15 protein-coding genes are annotated in these 19,696 nt (G+C 64.3%); 10 read left to right on the top strand and 5 right to left on the bottom strand.

Going from position 1 to position 19,696, the window contains the following annotated elements; genetic code table 11:
- Positions 1-60 precede the first annotated feature (60 nt).
- The 8 genes from nrfD (at position 61) to MUW49_RS04300 (ending at position 9,554) form a co-directional block, all read left to right on the top strand.
- The gene (gene nrfD / locus MUW49_RS04335) at positions 61-1,014 is read left to right on the top strand and encodes a cytochrome c nitrite reductase subunit NrfD (RefSeq protein WP_052815439.1); all 954 of its coding nucleotides are present in this window, start codon (positions 61-63) and stop codon (positions 1,012-1,014) included.
- A 307-nt stretch (positions 1,015-1,321) separates the two neighbouring features.
- Complete coding sequence (gene nrfE / locus MUW49_RS04330; protein WP_103261922.1) at positions 1,322-3,283, top strand: heme lyase NrfEFG subunit NrfE; 1,962 nt, start codon at positions 1,322-1,324, stop codon at positions 3,281-3,283.
- Positions 3,280-3,867, top strand: coding sequence for a DsbE family thiol:disulfide interchange protein (locus tag MUW49_RS04325; RefSeq protein ID WP_052815441.1), 588 nt, complete (start codon positions 3,280-3,282; stop codon positions 3,865-3,867). The genes nrfE and MUW49_RS04325 overlap by 4 nt, the downstream gene beginning before the upstream one ends.
- Positions 3,864-5,054, top strand: coding sequence for a heme lyase NrfEFG subunit NrfF (gene nrfF / locus MUW49_RS04320; protein WP_052815442.1), 1,191 nt, complete (start codon positions 3,864-3,866; stop codon positions 5,052-5,054). The genes MUW49_RS04325 and nrfF overlap by 4 nt, the downstream gene beginning before the upstream one ends.
- 350 nt (positions 5,055-5,404) lie before the next feature.
- Entirely contained in the window at positions 5,405-6,325 is a 921-nt protein-coding gene (locus tag MUW49_RS04315) for a serine hydrolase (RefSeq protein WP_029314613.1), read from the top strand.
- Positions 6,326-6,486: 161 nt separating this feature from the next.
- Positions 6,487-6,627: a DUF2256 domain-containing protein gene (locus tag MUW49_RS04310; protein ID WP_080768040.1), complete on the top strand. Its 141-nt coding sequence runs from the start codon at positions 6,487-6,489 to the stop codon at positions 6,625-6,627.
- Complete coding sequence (locus MUW49_RS04305) at positions 6,627-8,147, top strand: cryptochrome/photolyase family protein (protein ID WP_244812428.1); 1,521 nt, start codon at positions 6,627-6,629, stop codon at positions 8,145-8,147. The genes MUW49_RS04310 and MUW49_RS04305 overlap by 1 nt, the downstream gene beginning before the upstream one ends.
- 153 nt (positions 8,148-8,300) lie before the next feature.
- Entirely contained in the window at positions 8,301-9,554 is a 1,254-nt protein-coding gene (locus tag MUW49_RS04300) for a D-amino acid dehydrogenase (protein WP_042882483.1), read from the top strand.
- Between the two features lie 77 nt (positions 9,555-9,631).
- Here MUW49_RS04300 and MUW49_RS04295 read toward each other — a convergent pair whose 3' ends face one another.
- A complete protein-coding gene (locus tag MUW49_RS04295) occupies positions 9,632-10,756 on the bottom strand; it encodes an HPP family protein (protein WP_244812427.1) in 1,125 nt (374 codons plus the stop codon).
- Between the two features lie 177 nt (positions 10,757-10,933).
- Here MUW49_RS04295 and MUW49_RS04290 point away from each other — a divergent pair, with 177 nt between their 5' ends.
- On the top strand, positions 10,934-12,046 hold the full coding sequence (locus tag MUW49_RS04290) for a glycosyltransferase family 9 protein (RefSeq protein ID WP_171865798.1): 1,113 nt from the start codon (positions 10,934-10,936) through the stop codon (positions 12,044-12,046).
- Between the two features lie 93 nt (positions 12,047-12,139).
- On the opposite strand, the gene metE is transcribed toward MUW49_RS04290, so the two are convergent.
- Positions 12,140-14,404: a 5-methyltetrahydropteroyltriglutamate--homocysteine S-methyltransferase gene (metE, locus tag MUW49_RS04285; protein WP_223954646.1), complete on the bottom strand. Its 2,265-nt coding sequence runs from the start codon at positions 14,402-14,404 to the stop codon at positions 12,140-12,142.
- Positions 14,405-14,565: 161 nt separating this feature from the next.
- On the opposite strand from metE, the gene MUW49_RS04280 reads away from it, so the two are divergent.
- Positions 14,566-15,501, top strand: a complete 936-nt coding sequence (locus tag MUW49_RS04280; RefSeq protein WP_043156436.1) for a LysR substrate-binding domain-containing protein — start codon at positions 14,566-14,568, stop codon at positions 15,499-15,501.
- A gap of 73 nt (positions 15,502-15,574) precedes the next feature.
- On the opposite strand, the gene MUW49_RS04275 is transcribed toward MUW49_RS04280, so the two are convergent.
- The 3 genes from MUW49_RS04275 to MUW49_RS04265 all read right to left on the bottom strand — a co-directional run.
- Positions 15,575-16,363, bottom strand: coding sequence for a siderophore ferric iron reductase (locus tag MUW49_RS04275; protein WP_113978809.1), 789 nt, complete (start codon positions 16,361-16,363; stop codon positions 15,575-15,577).
- Between the two features lie 62 nt (positions 16,364-16,425).
- The gene (locus tag MUW49_RS04270) at positions 16,426-18,570 is read right to left on the bottom strand and encodes a TonB-dependent siderophore receptor (protein ID WP_043156439.1); all 2,145 of its coding nucleotides are present in this window, start codon (positions 18,568-18,570) and stop codon (positions 16,426-16,428) included.
- Positions 18,571-19,614: 1,044 nt separating this feature from the next.
- A partial coding sequence (locus tag MUW49_RS04265) for a transposase (RefSeq protein ID WP_202904331.1) occupies positions 19,615-19,696 on the bottom strand: 82 nt, incomplete at its 5' end.

The raw sequence follows: 19,696 nt of genomic DNA, 5'->3' as shown, positions 1-19,696 counted from the left end.
CCCTTGTGTGGGGATTTGTCCGATCGCCATCTACCGCAGTAACAGAAGGAGGAATGGATCATGTTGCATGACGCATTTCACTTCCCTTCACTTGTCTGGGACTGGCCAATCGCCATCTATCTCTTTCTGCTCGGCATCTCCGCCGGGGCCACCAGCCTCTCGGTGCTGCTGCGCCGCAAGGGAGCCGGCAGCGAGAGCGGCATCATCAAGGCGACCGCCATTCTGGCGCCGGTGAGCGTGGTGCTGGGGTTACTGATCCTCATCTTCCACCTGGCCCGCCCCTGGACCTTCTGGAAGCTGATGTTCCACTACCAGTTCGACTCCGTGATGTCGATGGGGGTCATGCTGTTTCAGGTCTACATGGCGGTGCTGTTTGCCTGGCTGGCGGTGGTATTTCGGGCCGAGATCGAGACCTTGCGCAGTCACCTGCTGCAAGAGAAGTTCGCCTTTGTGGATGGTCTGATTGGCTGGCTCGCCCGCATCGAGCGGCTGCTGGCGCCGCTCTTGCTGCTGCTCGCCGTGCTCTTGGGGGCCTACACCGGCTTTCTGCTGTCGGCGCTCAAGACCTATCCGCTCTTGAACAACCCGGTGCTGCCGGTGCTGTTCCTCATCTCCGGCGTCAGCTCCGGCATCGCTTCCACCATCTTGCTGGCGGTCACCCTGTTCAAGGAGAACCATCACAGCCAGGGGGTGAGCTTTGTCCACCGCTTCGAGCGGCCGGTGCTGGCGGTGGAGGTGTTGCTGCTGGTCTGCTTCTTTACCGGCCTCTACTTCGGTGGCGGCCAGAAGGAGGCAGCCATGTGGGCCGCCATCGGCAGCGGCTTCTGGGCTCAGGTGTTCTGGCTCGGGGTGGTGGGCATCGGCATGCTGCTGCCCCAGTTGCTGGCCCTGCTGGCCCCCGCGCCGCTGCGGGCCAAAAACGGCTATCTGGTACTGGTCTGCAGCCTGACCCTGGTGGGGATCCTGCTGCTGCGCTACTTCGTGCTCTATGCCGGCCAGATGACGGTAGTTTAAAAATCGGTTCACGCTCCTGCTGCGAGGCCGTGATCAAGGCTCATGTGCTGCTCGGAATCCTCATGTATTCACATACACTCCGGTTCCTGCGCTGCTCTTTACCTTGCTGACAACCTCTCGCGACGGATAGTGAACCGGTTATTGAAAGCTGGGGATAAGCGCCAGCCGCCCTTCGGGTGACTGGCGCTTGTTTGTGGCGATGAGTTGTTGCGATTGGTTGTTGCCAGAAAGGTGGATGTTATCCCTCAGCGCCGGTACGGTGCAGACGCTGCGGCATAACATAGACAAATGATTGACTGGAGGTTGTGTGCTGGCGGAGCTCGGCTATCTCTCACTGTTGCTGGCGACCGGGCTCGCCCTGCTGCAAGGGCTGCTGCCCTGGCTGGGGCTGCGGCTCGCCTCACGCCCGCTGCTCGGCTGCGCAACACCGCTGGCCATCCTGGTCGCGCTCCTGTTGGTGGCCGCCCTGCTGCTGCTCGCCAGCTGTTTTGGCCAGGATGACTTCACCCTGGTCTATGTGGCCCAGCACGCCAACAGCGCCCTGCCCCTTGGCTTCAAGCTGGCAGCGGTGTGGGGCGGCCATGAAGGCTCCATGCTCTTTTTCGTCTTTGCGCTGGGGCTGTGGGGCGCCCTGGTGGCCCTTTGCTCCAGGCGGGTCGATCCGCTGATTACAATCCGGGTATTGGCCATCATGGGGCTGATCGTCGGGCTGTTTGGCCTCTATACCCTGATCTTCTCCAGCCCGTTTGACCGCCAGTTCCCGGGGCCGCTGGAGGGACGCGATCTCAACCCCATGCTGCAGGACATCGGCCTCATCATCCACCCGCCCCTGCTCTATCTCGGTTATGTCGGCTTTGCGGTCAACTTCGCCTTCGCCATGGCGGCGCTGCACTCGGGTCGGCTCGATGGCGCCGTAGCCCACTGGAGCCGCCCCTGGGCGCTCGGCTCCTGGGTCTTTCTCACCGCCGGCATCGTGCTGGGTTCCTGGTGGGCCTATTACGAGCTCGGCTGGGGCGGCTGGTGGTTCTGGGATCCGGTAGAAAATGCCTCCCTCTTGCCCTGGCTGCTCGGCACTGCCTTGCTGCACGCCCTGGTGGTGTGCGAGAAGCGCGGCGCTTACGGCCACGCCGTGCTGCTGCTCTCCATCTTTACCTTTTCGCTGAGCCTGCTCGGTACCTTCGTGGTGCGCTCCGGGGTGCTCACCTCGGTACACGCCTTTGCGGTGGACCCCAGCCGCGGCCTCACCCTCTTGTTGCTGCTCGGCTTGCTATTGACCTGCGCCCTCACCCTGTTTGCCCTGCGGGCGGACATTCGCGCCCCCTATGCCCGCTTTGGCTTGCTGTCAAAAGAGGGACTGCTCGGCGCCGCCATCCTGCTGCTCAGCGTGGCCTGCACCAGCGTGCTGCTCGGCACCTTCTACCCCATGGTGTTCCAGTCGCTCCATCTGGGTTCACTCTCGGTGGGCGCCCCCTATTTCAATACCATCTTCGTGCCGCTGGCCCTCTGCCTGATGGCGCTCATGACCCAACTGCCGCGCCTTCGCTGGCAGCATCTGGCAGCCCAGCGCCGCATCAAGGTGCTGCTCCCATGCCTGTTCGGCCTGCTGGGGGGCGCCTTGCTGAGCCTAGCCTATCCCGAGCCGCTGCGGGCAAGCTGGCTGGGGCTTGCGGCCAACGTGCTGAGCCTCTGGCTGATGGCCAGCCTGCTGCTCCCGCTCTTGCAACCTGTCGCCCTGCGCGAGCTCACCCTCAATCGGTTCGGCAGCCTGCTGGCCCACCTCGGGGTGGCGGTGTGCGCCCTCGGCATTGCGCAGGTGAGTCACCACAGTCAGGAGGGGGGCGCGGTACTCGCCGCAGGCCAGCCCTATCGGCTCGGCGCCTTCGAGTTTCGCTATGAGGGGAGCGAGCCGATCATCGGCCCCAACTACACCGCCCAGCGCATCACGCTTAGCGTGCACAAGGACGGTAAAGAGGTGGCGCGGCTCACCCCGGAGCGGCGTCACTACAGCGTGCGCACCATGAACATGAACGAGCCCGGCATCGCGTGGGGGCTGTTTGGCGATCTCTACGTGGTGCTTGGCGAGAAGATGGGACCCGGCGCCTATGCCATGCGGCTTCACTACAAGCCGCTGGTGCGCTGGATCTGGCTCGGCGGCCTGTTGATGATGACGGGCGGCGCCCTACGCCTGCTCGCCCGCCGACCGCTGCTGGCTAACCATCCTGCGCCAGCGACCGCCCCCTCCCCTCGGCTTGAACAGGAGTCCTTATGAACGCCCGTCTGCGCCTGTTCGTGCCGCTCGTGCTCACCCTGGGGCTCGGTGCCCTGCTCTGTCTCGGCCTTGGCAACAACCCCTACAGCCAGGATGAGGCCGTCGCAGGGCGTACCCTGCCCGCCTGGCAGAGTGACGATCTGTTTGGCGGCGCCCCCATCCACACCGCGGCACTCAAGGGGGAGCCCTTTGTGCTCAACGTCTGGTCCAGCTGGTGCCCCAACTGCCGCGCCGAGCATTCGCTGCTGGGTGAGCTGGCCAGCGCCGTGCCCCTCTATGGCCTCAACTACCGAGACAAGGGAGACCCCGCCCGCGCCTGGCTCACCGAGGCGGGTAACCCCTATCGCGCCGTGCTGGCCGACCCCGACGGCCGACTCGCACTGGAGCTAGGCGTCTACGGCACGCCGGAGACCTATCTCTTCGCCGGCGACGGCACCCTGTTGACCCGTCATACCGGCCTGCTCACCCGGGAGATCTGGCAACGCCAGTTTGCCCCTCTACTTGCCGAGGCCCGCAGCAACACCGCTAGCCAGCCCGAAGTGGAAAGAGAAGTAGAGAAACAAGTGCAGGAGAGCAAGCCATGAGCCGTCTCGGCCACGCCCTGATCGCGCCGCTCTTGCTGGCCTTGAGCCTCGGGGCCCTTGCCAGCGGGGTCGACACCTATGAGTTTCGCCACCCCGAGCGGCAGACCCGCGCTCAGGAGCTGGCCCGCGCCCTGCGCTGCCCCCAGTGCCAGAACCAGAACCTGGTGGAGTCCAACTCCCCCATCGCCCGGGATCTGCGGCTCGAAGTCTACCGCTGGGTGGACGAGGGGCAGTCTGATGAGCAGGTGATCGCCCGCATGACGGAGCGCTTCGGCGACTTCGTGCGCTACGATCCCCCCTTCAAGCGCAGCACGGCGCTGCTGTGGGGCGGCCCCGCCCTCTTGCTGTTGCTGGCCCTCAATCGCCTGCGCAGGAGCCTGCATCGCCGGCAACCGGCGCGGGTGCCGCTTGTCGGCGACAGAGCCGAGGGGGTGCTCGCCCACGACCCCAGGGCCGAACTGAACCGGCTGATCATGGCCGAGCAGCAGGCGGGGCTTGCCCCCCACAGCCGCCTCTACCGGGAGCTGGAGCTGGCCCGCCTCGCCAACGCCACCCCAACCGCCGAGCAGGCCCTGCGCGAGCGGCTGGTAAGAGATCGCACCGCTCGTCCGCAGCTCTGGCTGCGCACCTGGATACTGCTTGGGGGCCTGCTGCTGGCGCTGATGGCCGGTATTTATGCTGGCACCGGCCGCTATCAGGCGTGGCTGGCTTATCAGTCGCGCCCCGATCCGCTGGCGGGATTGAGCCCGCGGGATCTGCAGGACAAGGAGCTGGGCGCCTTGCACCAGCGCCTGCAAGCCAACCCCGCCGATCTCGACGGCTGGGCGGCGCTCGGCCAGCTCTATCTCTATCGGGACGAGTACGACAACGCCCTGCTCGCCTACCAGCGTCTCGCCCTGCAAGAAGGGGGCGCCAGCGCTGCGACCCAGGCCGCACAGGCTACCGTGCTCTACTATCAGGCGGGCCAGCAGCTGACTCCCGAGGCAACCCGCCTGCTGGAGAGCGCCCTCAAGCAGGACAAAGGCGAGGTGAGCGCCCTGATGCTGCTCGCCTCCGATCACTTCCTGCACGGTCGCTACTCCCAGGCCATCGCCCTCTGGCAGCAGTTGCTGGACGAGGAGCGCCCCCGCATCAATCGGGCCGCGTTGATCCAGGCCATTCAGACCGCGCGGATGATGGGAGGATGACGCGGGGCAAAACGGCGATAATGCAGCGGGCCATCTTCCCTGCCGGGCGCCGTTTTTATCGCCATGGTCGCCATGAACAACCTTTTCATCATCCCAAGGCGCCGAAAGGTGCAAAAAGAGTCGTCATCTCGCCCCTCGCCAGCATATAGTGCGCCCCCGTAGTGGCGTGTCTGGCATGGCCTGACAGGCTTCTATGACTCCCTTTTGCGGGCCCAATAGCCCCGATGCGGGGGATTTCAAGGTGCGCTGGCCCATAAAATGGAAATATCCGGCCACCAGACGTTGTGAAGCGTCAATTACCGTCATATAACTTAGCCAAATGTCCCTGTGAGTCGTAGTAGAGTCAAACCATGAACCTTCGTCCTTTTCTTCCCTTGCTGCTCGGCGCCTTCCTCCTTCCCGCCAGCATGGAAAGCGCCCATGCCAACCCGTTTTCTGCGACCTCTTCTTCCACCAACAGCCTGCTCGAACCCCGCAGCAACCTGCCGCTGAGATCCGATGCCTACGTGGTCGTCAACCCGAAAACCGGCGAGACACTGGCAGAGCGCAACGCCAACCGGGTGATGTCCATCGCCTCCATCACCAAGCTGATGACAGCGCTGGTGGTACTGGACGGCAATCAGCGCCTCAACGAGACCCTCACCGTCACCATGGATGACGTGGACAGACTCAAGGGCACGGGGTCGCGCCTCGCGGTGGGCTCTCGCCTGAGTCGCGCCGACATGCTGCACATCGCACTGATGTCCTCTGAAAACCGCGCAGCCTCCGCCTTGGGACGGCACTACCCGGGTGGCCGCAAAGCCTTTATCGAGGCAATGAACGCCAAGGCCCGCATGCTCGGCATGTGGAGCACTCATTTCGCCGACAGCACCGGGCTCAACCCCCGCAACGTCTCCACCGCACACGATCTCGCCAAACTGGCTGCTGCCGCATCCACCTACCCGCTGATCCGCCAGTACACAGCCTCCGAGCAGCGTCTGGTACGCAACGGCAAGCGCCAGCTGCACTACCTCAACTCCAACCGCCTGGTACGGGAAGGAAGCTGGCCCATTCTGGTCTCCAAGACCGGTTATATCCGCGAGGCGGGGCGCTGCCTGGTGATGGGAACCCGGGTCAACAACGAGCCCGTGGTCATGGTACTGCTTCACGCCAACACCACGGATGAACGGGTCGCCGATGCCAGAAAGATCAAGAGCTGGCTGGAAACCTCGGGCCGCATGACCCTGACGGCGCAGTCCACTCCCCAGCCCAGGCTCTTCAGCAGCCAGTAACGGCTACGAGAACAAGGGCCCCCGAACCGGCAGGTGCGGGGGCCTTTTTCATGAGTGGCAATCACCCCCTATTGCCTCTTTCTGCTCCCCCAGTGATCCCGACCGTATGGTGCTTCGTTAAGGAGGCAGAGAGAAACCAAGGGCATCAACAGGGCCGCCACATGCACCTCAAACCCCATCTACCCGAGAAGATCTGTCCCGTCTGCCTGCGTCCTTTTGCCTGGCGGCGCAAGTGGGCCCGCTGCTGGCAGGAAGTGCGCTATTGCAGCGAACGCTGCCGTCGTCGGAAGGAGCACCCCTGATGGAGCTGCGCCTCATTCTCGGGGATCAACTGAACGCAGGTCACAGCTGGTTTCGCACGCAGGATGCCGCTGTTTGCTACCTGATGGCGGAGCTGCGCCAGGAGACGGACTACTGCCGCCACCATCGCCAGAAGGTGCTCGCCTTCTTTGCCGCCATGCGCGCCTTCGCCGCCGCCCTCACCAAGGCGGGCCACCGGGTCTGCTACCTGACTCTCGATGAGAGCGCCCCCTGGCCCGATTTGCCGAGCTTGCTGGCGGCCCAGCTCGAAGCGCATCAGGCCGAGCGCTTCGCCTGGCAGAGCCCGGACGAGTGGCGCCTTGCCAGCCAGCTGGCGCACTGGGCCTCAGGCCTTGCCATCCCGACCGCTGAGGTGGACAGCGAACATTTTCTCACCCCCCGCGATGGCTGGCGACGCTACCCCCACAGCCGGATGGAGTTCTTCTACCGCGCCCTGCGAAAGCAGTACCGGGTGTTGCTCGATGAGCGCGGCCAACCCCTTGGGGGGCGCTGGAACTTCGATGCCGAGAATCGCGCCAAATTGCCGGCGAGCCAACCCATCCCGGCGCCCCTCACCTTTGCCAACGAGGTGAGCGACATCGATGCCATGCTGACCCGCCACGGCGTCGCCACCATTGGCAGTGCCGATGCCGACGCCCTGCCCTGGCCCGTCACCCGGCGCCAGAGCCGCGCACTGCTTGAACACTTCCTTGCACACTGCCTGCCCCACTTCGGTCGCTATCAGGACGCCCTGAGCGAGCGGGGCTGGAGCCTGTTCCACAGCCGCTTGTCGTTTTCCATGAACAGCAAGATGCTCCATCCCCTCGAGGTGATCCGCGCTGCGCAAGCTCACTGGCAGGCCAATCAGGCCACCATTTCCCTGGCGCAGGTGGAGGGGTTCATCCGCCAGATCCTCGGCTGGCGCGAGTTTGTCCGCGCCCTCTACTGGGAAAAGATGCCCGAGTATCGGCGCACCAACTTTCTCGGGGCCGAGCGACCCCTGCCCGGTTTTTTCTGGAATGGAGAAACCAGCATGGCCTGCGTACGTCACGCCATTCGACAGTCTCTGGATCACGCCTATGCCCACCATATCCAGCGGCTGATGGTGACCGGCAACTTCGCCCTGCTGGCGGGGATCCACCCTGACGAGGTGGATACCTGGTATCTGGGCATCTATGTGGATGCCATCGAGTGGGTGGAGCTGCCCAACACCCGCGGCATGAGCCAGTTTGCCGATGGCGGTCTGATGGGCAGCAAGCCCTACGCCAGCAGCGGCGCCTATCTCGAGCGGATGGGCCACTACTGCAAGGGGTGTCACTATCAGGTGAAGGCTCGCAGCGGGCCGGACAGCTGCCCCTTCAACAGCCTCTATTGGCACTTTTTATGGCGCAACCGGGACAAACTTGGCAACAACCCTCGCCTCGCCCTGCCCTATGCCAACTGGGATGGCCAAACCACAGAACAGCAGCAAGCCATCCTGACGACGGCAGAGCATCATCTGCTCCACCTGGAACGGCTCTGAATCGACCGAATTTCATGCCAGAAAGTGAGCAAATGACAACATTGAGAGCCAGTTAACAAAATGTGAATAGCGATAACCACCAATGACATCGACACCAGTTGAATATCCTGTGGCGGCTGATTAAGGTGGAGGCCCCAGTCAAGGAGAGACAAGATGGACATAGTGGTACTCGGTGGTGGCGTGGTCGGTGTGACCAGCGCCTGGTATCTGGCCAAGGCCGGTCACAAAGTGACCCTGCTGGAGCGGCGTGACGGGGTGGCCCTTGAAACCAGCCATGCCAACGCGGGTCAGATCTCCCCGGGTTATGCTTCCCCCTGGGCTGCCCCCGGCATTCCCCTCAAGGCCGCCAAATGGCTGCTGCAAAAGCACGCCCCCTTCACGGTGCGGCCCACCTCGGACCCCTTCCAGCTGCGCTGGATGCTGAAGATGTTCGCCAACTGCACGCCGGCGGCCTATGCGGTCAACAAGGGGCGCATGGTACGGCTGGCCGAATACAGCCGCGACTGCATGAAGCAGTTGCGGGGCGAGCTGGCGCTCGACTACGAAGGGCGCCAGCTCGGCACCCTGCAACTGTTTCGCAGTCAGGCCCAGCTCGATGCCAGCCAGCGCGATATCGCCGTGCTCGAGGAGTACGGCGTCCCCTATCAGTCTCTGAATGCAGACGGCTGCGAGGAGGTCGAGCCCGCCCTGGCAAGGGTGCGTGGCAAGGTGGTAGGGGGCCTGCGCCTGCCGGGGGACGAGACGGGGGATTGCTTCCGCTTCACCCAGGCCCTGGCTGACGAGGCCCGCAAGCTCGGGGTGAGCTTCGTCTTCAACTGCGCCATCGACGAGGTCGAGATCGCGAAGGGACGCGCCGTGGCGGTCCGTGCCGGCGAGCAGCGCTTCCAGGCCGACGCCATCGTCTGTGCCCTCGGCAGTTATGGCACCGGCTTCCTGCGCCCCCTCGGAATTGAGCTCCCCGTCTACCCGGTCAAGGGGTACTCCCTCACCCTGCCGATGACGGATGCCGAGGGTGCCCCGCGCAGCACCGTGCTGGACGAGACCTACAAGGTCGCCATTACCCGCTTCGACGAACGGATCCGGGTGGGCGGCATGGCCGAACTCTCGGGCTTCAACCTGGCGCTCAACCCCAGACGCCACGATACCCTGGCCATGGTGGTGAGGGATCTCTTCCCCCAGGGGGGAAATCTGGAGCAGGCCACCTTCTGGACCGGGCTGCGCCCCATGACGCCGGACGGCACGCCCCTGGTGGGCCCAAGCCCCATTCCCGGGCTCTGGCTCAATACCGGCCACGGCACCCTGGGCTGGACCATGGCGGCAGGATCGGGCCAGTTGCTCAGCGATCTCATCTCGGGCAATACCCCGGATATCAGCGACGAGGGGCTCACCCTGGCCCGCTACGGCTAGGCATTGGCCACCGTCTGTGCAAGTCTGCGAAATAAAGAGGGCGTGCCTGGCACGCCCTCTTTTTTCTTGCCCCCTGGCTATGACGACACCGGGGTCGCCTCCTCGCTCGTCAGTACGGGTTTCAGGGCCAGGGTGAACAGGGCCGCCACCATGTCGGACTGGGTGATGATGCCCACCAGCTGCTCCCCCTCCACCACCGGCATGTGGTGCAGCCCCCCGTCGGAGAAGGCCTCCACCAGATCGTAGAGAGGCTGGTAGCGCCGCGCCGTCTGCACCTCCCGGGTCATCAGATCCGCCACCTGCTGCTGCTCAAGGGCCTCCTTCGCCCTCGGCTGGTGACCCGCCCGGTCGATCATCAGGTCGTGCAGGGTGATGATGCCGACCAGCCTCTCCCCCTCATCCACCACCGGCAGCGCCTTGATCTGGTGGTGGGAGAGCAGATGCCACGCTTCCATGGCAAGCGCCTGTGGCGTCGTCACGACGAGATCCCGCGACATCACATCCTGGCAACGCACCGTCCCCACTCGCCCCCGCAGGGCGTGAAGCTGGGCCTCCTGCAGCAGCTCCTGCAGATCCTGGCGGCTGATGTCCAGCAGTTCCTCGTGTTTTTGCAGGGCAAAGTCGATGTCCTGGGTGACGAGTCGGGCACTCGGCTGGGGATCCGCCGTCTGGTGGCGATTGGGCGCCACCTTGCCGCCATGGGGATAACGACGCCCCAGAGCGCGGTTGTAGAGCAAGCCCAGACTCAGCAGCAACAGGGAGTTGAGCAGCACCGGCAGCAGCACGTAGCCGACCCCGAGCGCCCGGATCCCCTCGCCGCCGATGACGGCGGTCAAGGCCACGGCGCCGCCGGGCGGGTGCAGGCTGCGGGTGAGGAACATGGCGGCGATGGCCAGCATCACCGCCAGGGCCGAGGCGATAGCCATGTCCGGCACCAGGCTGGCACTCAATACCCCCATCAGGGCCGACACCCCGTTGCCCACAAGGATGGACCAGGGCTGGGCCAGGGGGCTGGCCGGGGCGGCAAACAGCAGCACGGCGGAGGCCCCCATGGGGGCGATGAGCCAGTGCACCTCGAGCCCCAACCCCCAGCGGCACAGCAAGGCGGTGCCGAGCAAGCCGATGAGGGCGCCAAGGGCGCCGTAACAACTCTCTTTGACGCTGGTATTGGTCGATACCGGCAAAAAATCCCTGAACTGCATGGTGCTCCCGCGGACGATAACATTTATTTCAAATGCGCAATTCTAGCCACTTTCCCCCGTCCCGCACCAGCCCCCCGCTCCGCCATGGCCATCATCCGCACGCGTTTTCCCTTCTTAACATTGTCTTAAGAGTCCGCTGGCACCCTTTACGCCATCCCAACACTGGAGCCCAACGGTATGACTCACCTCAACGATGCCCTGCGCCGCTTCGACGGCCAACGCCGGGTCTGGACGGCGGGACTGGAGCGAACCCTGCTCGGCTGGCTTGCCAGTCGCAGCGCATTGCCGCCCTCTTCGCAGGCACCCCGCCGGATCCTGGTCATTCGCAGCACCAACCGCATCGGCAACAACCTCTTCCTGCTGCCCTTCCTGCACCAGCTTCATCGCGCCCATCCCCACGCCGAGCTGGAGCTGGTGTGCAGCCCCACCGCCCTGCTCCCCTTCCTGGCCGATCTGCCCCTGCGGCACATTCATCAGATCCGGTTGCAGGGCAGACACCTGCCGGGCGCCCTCTCGGCACTCTCGCGTCTGCGCCGCCAACACTACGACAGGGTCTACGTCCCCTTCGCCTCCAGTACGGATCACTTCATCGCCGCCTGGGTACAGGCCCGTGAGAAATGCGGCTTCGACAATGGCCATGGGGATCTCATCTTCCAGCGTCCGCGGGCTGCGGACAGTGAGTGCCACTACGCCCACCAGCCCCTGCAACTGCTCGGCATACCGGGCAATCCGGCCGACCCCATCCCCCTTGGCAGCCTGTTGCAGGGGCCAAGCCCGGCCTTGAGTGCGCTGCGACGAGCCCATCCTGGCCGTCCCCTGATCGGCTTTTTCACCGGTGCTCGCAAGGGCAAGGGGCTCTCCCAGCCCCAGTGGCAGCGGTTGCTTGGGGATCTGCGCCGTCACAGCCCGGATGCCCTGCTGATCCAGCTCGCGGATCCCGCCGCCCCCGAGCACCTGCTCGGGGACGTGCACGTTTCCCTTGGCAACATGGGGGAGCTGGCCCGCTTCACGGGCGGCCTCTCCCTCTTCGTCAGCGCCGACACCGGTCCCCTGCACCTGGCTGCCGCCAGCGGTGTGCCCTGTCTTGGCCTCTTTACCCAGACCGACCCCGCCCGCTACGGGTGCCTGGGCGCCCAGCACCTCAATCTGGTGATCGAGGATCGCAATGCCATCCCCCTCGACCAACAGTGGCTGACCGAGGCGCTCGCAAGCGCCCCTCACCCGGTGACGATGTCGGTTTCCCCCACCCGCTACCTGCCCGCCCCCCGGCCCGCCCTGCTCCCCCTCTAGGGAGCGGCCATGCAAAAAAGAGGGAAGGCTGTCGCCTTCCCTCTCTCGTCTTGGTGACACTCACCGGGCGCTCGTCCGGGTGAATGGAAGCCCTCAGGCCAGCTCGGCGCGCAGCGCCCGGGTGGCATCGACCATCACCTTCAGGGCAGCGGTGGTCTCTTCCCAGCCGCGGGTCTTGAGGCCGCAGTCCGGGTTCACCCAGAGCCGGTCTGCCGGGATTTGTTGCGCAGCCTTGCGGATGAGGTCTTCAATCCAGCCCTGGCTCGGTACGTTCGGCGAGTGGATGTCGTAGACGCCCGGGCCGATCTCGTTGGGGTAGTTGAAGCGCTCGAACGCTTCGAGCAACTGCATCTGGCTGCGGCTCGTCTCGATGGTGATCACATCCGCGTCCAGCGCCGCCACCGCCTCGATGATGAGGTTGAAGTCGCTGTAACACATGTGGGTATGGATCTGGGTGCTGTCAACCACCGGGCTTGCGCTCAGGCGGAAGGCGCGCACCGCCCAGTCGAGATAGGCCTGGTGATCCTGCTTGCGCAGGGGCAGCCCTTCGCGGATCGCCGGCTCATCGATCTGGATGATCTTGATGCCGGCGGCTTCCAGGTCAGCCACCTCGTCGCGAATGGCGAGGCCAATCTGCAGGGCGGACTGCTCGCGGCTCACGTCTTCCCGCGGGAAGGACCAGCAGAGAATGGTCACGGGGCCGGTCAGCATGCCCTTCACCGGCTTGTCGGTCAGGCTCTGGGCAAACTTCGTCCACTCAAGGGTCATGGGGGTGGGGCGGTCGATGTCACGGGTGATCACCGGCGGCTTCACGCAGCGGGAGCCATAGCTCTGTACCCAGCCAAAGCGGGTGATGGCAAAGCCGTCCAGCAGCTCCCCGAAATACTCCACCATGTCGTTGCGCTCCGCTTCACCGTGCACCAGCACATCCAGCCCGATGGCCTCCTGGCGCTCGATGGCGTCCTTGATCTGGGCCTGGATGCCCGCCTCGTAGGCCTGGTCATCGATGCGCCCGGCACGCCAATCCTGACGCAGCACCCGGATTTCAGAGGTCTGCGGGAAGGAGCCGATGGTGGTGGTGGGCAGGAGCGGCAGCTTCAGATCCGAGCGCTGCGCGTCGGCACGCACCGGGTAGGCGCTCTGGCGATCGAAGTCACTGTTGGTCAGGCTGGCGAGTCGTGACTGCACCGCCTTCTTGTGAACCCGGCTGTCAGACTCCCGATCCACGATGGGCTGGCTGTAAGCCTCGATCTTGTCCAGGGCGCCACCGTCCAGGTAGTCGGACAGCAGCCCCAGCTCATAGCACTTTTGCAGGGCGAAGGCGAACCAGCTGCGGGTCTGGGGATCCAGCTCGTGCTCCAGGGTCAAATCCACCGGGCTGTGCAGCAAGGAACAGGAGGAGGCCACCCAGAGGCGCTCGCCAAGCTTTTCTTTCAAGGCCTTGAGGGTCGGCGCCAGCTTGGCCAGGTTGGCACGCCAGACGTTGCGGCCGTTGATGACACCCGCCGAGAGTACCCACTGGGCCGGCAGGTGCGGGACCAGGGTCTCGAGCTGCTCGGGGGCAGCCACCAGATCCAGGTGCAGGCCGTCCACCTTCAAACTGGTGATGATGTCCCGCTGATGGGCCACGGACCCGAAGTAGGTGGTGAGCAGCAGCTTGCAGGGGCCGCTCAGGCGCTCATATGCCTTGAGGTAGGCCAGGCGCCACTCGTCCGGCAGGTCCAGCGTCAGGGCCGGCTCGTCGATTTGCACCCACTCCACCCCCTGGGCCGCCAGTTTGGCCAGGATCTCCTGGTAGACGATCAGCAGGCGATCCAGCAGTTCGAGGCGGGAGAAGCCGCTCTCTTTCTCCTTGCCAAGCCAGAGGTAGGAGACGGGGCCCAGCAACACCGCCTTGACCGGCAGCCCAAGGGCCTTGGCCTCTTCCACCTCGTCAAAGATCTGGCTCCAGCCCAGCTTGAAGCGCTGGTCACGGTAAAATTCCGGCACCAGGTAGTGGTAGTTGGTGTTGAACCATTTGGTCATCTCGGCAGCGGCCGCCGCCGGGCCGGTCGGCGCACGGCCACGGGCCACCCGGAACAGGGTGTCGAGGTCGGTGTCGCCGTGGCGGTGACGGGCAGGCACGGCGTCTACCAGCAGGCTGGTACCCAGCACCTGATCGTACCAGGCAAAATCCCCCACCGGCAGCAGGTTGACCCCGGCGGTACGCTGGGCCTGCCAGTGGCGCTCACGCAGGCTCTTGCCCACGGCGACCAGCTCGGCCTGGGTGGTTTCGCCACGCCAGTAGGATTCGAGGGCAAATTTCAGTTCTCGCTTGGCGCCGATACGGGGAAAGCCCAGGGTGTGTGCGAAGGTCATAGGTTCCATTCCTTATGCTCGTTTATCTGATGAGGATCTGGATTGTTTGGCCATCCAGATGTTTACACATCCAAAATGACAAGATAAGGTGGCCTTGGCTATTGAATCCTCTTCAACTGGCTCTCAAGAATTTCTCAACTGACGCACAAAGGAGCAGTGCCATGGTCGCGCCCACCCCATCCAGCCCCCCTCAGAGCAGCAATCTGGGCATCGATCTCAAACACCTGAAGACCATCAGCGCCCTGGCCGAGCAAGGGTCCCTGGCCGGGGCCGCACTCACCCTCAACCTCACCCAGTCCGCCCTCTCCCACCAGCTCAAGGAGCTGGAGACCCGCCTCAATCTGGAGCTGTTTCTTCGAAAAAGCCGCCCTCTGGTGCTGACGGCGGCAGGCCAGCATCTGCTGGCCCTGGCCCGTCAGGTGCTGCCCGCCCTGGCCCAGACCGAGCGCCAGCTGGTCGCCCTGCACAGCGGCGAGGCGGGCAGGCTGCATCTGGCCCTCGATTGCCACAGCTGCATCCAGTGGCTGCTCCCGCTGTTGCCGGACTTTCGCCGCCAGTGGCCCGGCGTGGATCTGGAGGTGGAGTCGGTGCCGGGTTTCGATGCCATCAGTGCCCTGCTTGGCGGCCAGCTCGACCTGCTGCTCACCTCGGATGTGCAGGCCCGCGGAGATCTTCATTTCGAGCCGCTGTTCGCCTTCGATCTCACCCTGGTGATGGCGCCGGATCACCCCCTCTGCCAGCAGCGGCGCATCACACCGGACGATCTGCGGCCGGAGGTGCTGCTGGTCTACCCGGTGGAGCGGGCGCGCATGGACGTGTTCAGCCGTTTCCTGCAACCGGCCGGGGTGGAGCCCGCCCGTTGCAAACCGGTGGACAACACCTCGGTCATGCTGCAGATGGCCGCCGCCGGGCTCGGGCTCGCCGCCCTGCCCCGCTGGGCCAGCGAGGAGTTCGTGCGCCAGGGCCTTCTTGAGGCGCGCCCTCTCGGGGAGGGCATTCGCCGCCACATGTATGGCGCCGTGCGCGCCGCCGACAAAGATCAGGCCTGCCTGCAGAGCCTGTTCGAGCGCATTCGCACCCGGATGGCGGCCCAGTAAGCCGGGCACAAAAAAGCCGCCAGGATCAGGCGGCTTTCACCACGGGTTGCCCGCGCAGACGAAGAGTCGGGTATCAGCATTCACCACCCCTCGCCTCACCCAGCCTTCGCGGGCAGTTGCCACACAGTTCCCCATCCCGGCGCTTGTAGTGCAGGCAGCAGCGCTGACGCACATAGCCCGGGAAGGCCTCGTCCCGGGGCAGCCCCGCCTCGCGCCAGCCCGTCAGATGTGCCGATGGCAGGCCACAGGATTCAAGCCAGAGGGGGGCATGGGCCCTCACCTCCTCCCGACTCACTTCCCCGAAGAAATCGGGTACCCGCACCAGGGCCGCCAGCAGATCGTCCGCCAGGAGCGGGCGCACGAAACCGGGGCGCAGCCGCTGCGCCGTCCCAAGGAGGGTGAACTGCCCCTGCCAGTGCGCCTGGAGTCGCTCCCCGGCCGTCTTGATCAACACGCCGGCCTGCCCTCTGATCATGGGCTCGGCCGGCAGGGTAAAGCCCGACACCACGCCGGCCTCATGCCCCTGTCCCAGCCTGTCGAGGGCAGGCACGGCCTGATGGCGATAGACGGCCACCATGGCGAGATAGATGGATTGCCAGCAGAGCATGCCCCAGCTGCGGGTGAGCCAGTAGGCGGGCCCCGCCTCCGGGTGTGCCTGCTGCCAGTGCGCATGGAGGGCTGCGGCCACCTCGGCCGACGTCGCTCCGGTGGCATCCGTCAGTGGCGGGCGTACGTCACCGGCCGCCACCAGATTCCCCTTGAGGGACGGGATCAGGCTGGCCGCCGCCGCGAACAGGGCCTGGTGATCCGAGACGAGGGCGCGTTCCGCGTCCGCTTTCTCCCGGCCAAGGCCGCGCGGCACACCGCGCGCCCTCTCCTCGCCCATTCGTTGAAAGGGCCCCGGGCGCGTGCCGGGGCGCAAGGTCAGAATGCGTATTTGAGTCGCGCCTCCACGCTTCGTTCGGCCCCGAACCAGCAGTTGTTCTGGTCGTAGCAGGAGTAGTAGGTCTTGTTGAACAGGTTGCTGGCGCCAAGTGATACCCCTACCCCTTTCAGGCTTGCGCTGAGGGCGGCGAGATCGTAGGAGGCGGACATATCCATCAGGAGGTAGTCCGGTACCTTGTCGGTGTTGGCGGCATCCATCTCGGCCTCCCCCACGTAGCGCAGGCCGGCGCCCACTCGTATCCCCTCAAGGTTGCCGCCGGGGTAGTAGTTGCTCCACAGCGACGCCATCTGTCTGGGGACCCAGACCGGCGTCTTGCCCTGCAACGTGGTGGTATCGCGCGTGATCTCCATGTCCATCAGGGTGTAGTTGAGGGCCAGATCCAGCTGGCTGGTGAGATCGGCTCTCCCCTCAAGCTCGATACCCCTGGAGACCGTCTCCCCGGTCTGCAGCTTGGGCCCGTAGACATTGTCCGGATCCGTCACCAGGGCATTCTTCTTGGTGATGTGGAACGCCGACAGGGTCGCCGTCTTGCTCATGTCGTCGGAGAGGAACTTGACGCCCCCTTCCCACTGATGACCGGTCGCCGGTTTGAACGCCTGACCCTGCTTGTCCGCCCCCGGCACCGGCTCGAAACTCTCGGCATAGCTCGCATAGGGGGAGAAGCCGCCATCCAGCTCATAGAGAGCGCCGACGCGGAAGGAGAGGTTGTCCTGATCGATGTGGGCCAGGGTCTGGCTGTCCGCCCCCTGATAGAGGGTCCGGCTGTCGGTGTCCATCCGGTAGCGGTCGTAGCGGGCGCCGCCGATGGCCACCAGCCGATCGAGGCGCACCTGATCCTGCAGATAGACGCCGGTCTGGGACTGACGGATCACCTTTTTATCCTGGTAGTTGAAAGTGAGTGCCTCTGGGACTATCTGGCTATGGTTCGGGTTGAAAATGTCGATGCTGGGCGCCGAGTAGTCGAGGGTATCCCGGTAGAGGATATGGGCATCCAGGTACTGGTAATCGACCCCAAGCAGCAGGTTGTGCTGGGCAGAGCCCGTCTGCACCTTGCCCGCCAGCTGGTTGTCGATGACAACGCCGCGAGAGTCTTCATCGGTGAGATAGGCGTTGCGGGCCAGGGTGCGGTTGTCCGCCGCCAGGGCCGCGTTGTAGGTGTTGCGCTGATAGGCAGACGTATCCATATAGCGGGCATTTTGCAGCACCTGCCAGCGCTCGTTGAAGTCGTGGCTCAGCTTGTAGCCCAGCAGGGTCACGTCCCGGTTGTACTCGTTCCAGTTCTCGTCACCAAGGAAGGTGTCGCTGCCAAGCTGCCCCAGGGGGTTGGACTTGGCCGAGCCGCTGGCGGGCACAGTGGTGTAGATGCCGGCCTCGGGATCCTTCTGGTAGTAAAGGTTGAGGTTCAGCAGGGTGCGCTCGCCGAGCTGCCAGTCCAGGGACGGCGCAAAGACGTAGCGCTCCTCCTTCGAGGTCACCGCCTGGCCATCCTTCTCCCGGGCCAGTCCCACCAGCCGATAGGCGAGCTGCTCGTTGATGGCACCGGTGCTGTCGAGGGTCATCTCCTTGAGGGTGCCCGTGCCGGTCGCCACGCTCACGTTGTGCTTGCTCTCCCGCTGGGGGCGCTTGGCGATGAGGTTGACCATGCCGCCGGGGGGCATGCTGCCATAGAGCACCGATGTCGGCCCCTTGAACACCTCCAGCTGCTCGATGGCCACCGGATCTATCTGGGGTTGCAGGTTCCAGTCGTTGTACTGGAGCAACAGGCCGTCATAGAAGTTCTGGTAGTTGTCAAAGCCACGGATGTTGAACAGATCCAGCCGATTGACCGCCCCGCCCCGCAGCTCGGTGTTGACACCGGGCACGTAGCGCAGCGCCTCGCTCACCGAACTGACACCGCGCAGCGACAGGGTCTCCCCATCCACCACCGAGATGGCCTGGGGCGTCTCGATGGGGTCGAGCCGGGTCTTGGTCGCGGTGTTGCGATAGGTCTGGCCGAGCACGGTCAGGGTCTCGTCGGCGGTGGCCGTATCCTGGCTGTCGGGCGCGGCGGCCTGTACAGAGCCTGCAAGCAGGGTGGAGATGGTCACGGCGACCAGGGTCAAAGGGGGGTGAACAAGCTGCATCTGATCCTCGATTACTTACTGCATGTGAATAGTAACAAATATCATTTGCATTTTATTGTTCTATTTTGCCCCGATATTAACAATTTGGGGCATGTTGGCGCGGAAGCGGGGAAAGCGAGGGTGGCAGGCATGCCATCTGCTATCGGAGGCAACATGGCGACGCCGTCAAGGCTCTCAGGGAGGGCTCATCATGGCCGCCTGATGAAGGACACCGCCTTCACTTGCACAGCCAATTAGAAAGTAACCATCACATATTCAGAACATGGCGGCATTTTCACCACCATATTCACACTCATCTGACAAGTATGGTCGTGTGTGCCCTCCCCTTGTTGATCCTGGTCAATCGCTATTGATAAATAAGGCGATAGCATGCCCACCCTTTTATCAGCCCTGATTGAGACAATCTGAAGCCATCAGCACACGCCTATGCATGAGACCGCCCACCAAAATCTGCACTGCGATACCCAGCTCAACGTCACCTTCGGAGTCATCATCCTGACCCTGCTTATCGCCCTGATGGCCGTCAGTGTCAGCATCCGGACCTCTGCCGAGCGCAAGTATCACAAGGTGGCGGCCATGTTCGTGCACAACATGGCGACCCAGTCCATCGAGCCACAGTTCAAGTCACTGGAGCATGTCCTCAACGAAACGGGCAGTGTCATCGATGAATCAGGCCTGGATGCCTTCCTCAATGAGGGCCATACATCCCTTGGCATCTCCCTGATGCAAACGTTGGCGCTCACCCCCTATGTGAAGAGCATCCTGCTCGCCGATCCACAGGGGCGGTTCAACTCCATCCCCCATCTGCCGGTCGAGGAGCACGTTGATGCCAGGAAGCGCCCCTGGTTTCTCTCCGCCGCCGTGCGAACACCCTTCGTGCACTACACCGACCACTACACCAGCCAATTCGACGACAAGAGCCGCAGCGTCTCCGTCTCCCGCCCCCTGCTCGACAGGGAAGGATTCTTCCTCGGCACCCTGGCCATCTTAAATGCGAAAGGGGACTCCCTCCGACGTAGGTGGGAGGGGAATTTCGCCGGGGCGTCAGCCCCGCTGGTTTTGAATGTATTGCTTGATCACCTCCAACGGTGCTCCGCCGCAAGAGCCCGCAAAGTAAGAGCGTGAC

The organism is Aeromonas sp. LsrichE-8G, assembly GCF_022869435.1.
GTDB lineage: Bacteria > Pseudomonadota > Gammaproteobacteria > Enterobacterales > Aeromonadaceae > Aeromonas > Aeromonas caviae.
Note: the sequence above shows the minus strand (reverse complement) of the source record. Positions and strands in the feature narration are given on the sequence as shown.

Excerpts from the sequence above, each read along its gene's own strand:
- metE (WP_223954646.1), bottom strand. The coding sequence starts at position 14,404 with ATGACCTTCGCACACACCCTGGGCTTTCCCCGTATCGGCGCCAAGCGA.
- MUW49_RS04315 (WP_029314613.1), top strand. The coding sequence starts at position 5,405 with ATGAACCTTCGTCCTTTTCTTCCCTTGCTGCTCGGCGCCTTCCTCCTT.
- MUW49_RS04325 (WP_052815441.1), top strand. The coding sequence starts at position 3,280 with ATGAACGCCCGTCTGCGCCTGTTCGTGCCGCTCGTGCTCACCCTGGGG.
- MUW49_RS04290 (WP_171865798.1), top strand. The coding sequence starts at position 10,934 with ATGACTCACCTCAACGATGCCCTGCGCCGCTTCGACGGCCAACGCCGG.
- nrfD (WP_052815439.1), top strand. The coding sequence starts at position 61 with ATGTTGCATGACGCATTTCACTTCCCTTCACTTGTCTGGGACTGGCCA.
- MUW49_RS04270 (WP_043156439.1), bottom strand. The coding sequence starts at position 18,570 with ATGCAGCTTGTTCACCCCCCTTTGACCCTGGTCGCCGTGACCATCTCC.
- MUW49_RS04280 (WP_043156436.1), top strand. The coding sequence starts at position 14,566 with ATGGTCGCGCCCACCCCATCCAGCCCCCCTCAGAGCAGCAATCTGGGC.
- nrfF (WP_052815442.1), top strand. The coding sequence starts at position 3,864 with ATGAGCCGTCTCGGCCACGCCCTGATCGCGCCGCTCTTGCTGGCCTTG.
- MUW49_RS04310 (WP_080768040.1), top strand. The coding sequence starts at position 6,487 with ATGCACCTCAAACCCCATCTACCCGAGAAGATCTGTCCCGTCTGCCTG.
- MUW49_RS04295 (WP_244812427.1), bottom strand. The coding sequence starts at position 10,756 with ATGCAGTTCAGGGATTTTTTGCCGGTATCGACCAATACCAGCGTCAAA.
- MUW49_RS04300 (WP_042882483.1), top strand. The coding sequence starts at position 8,301 with ATGGACATAGTGGTACTCGGTGGTGGCGTGGTCGGTGTGACCAGCGCC.
- MUW49_RS04305 (WP_244812428.1), top strand. The coding sequence starts at position 6,627 with ATGGAGCTGCGCCTCATTCTCGGGGATCAACTGAACGCAGGTCACAGC.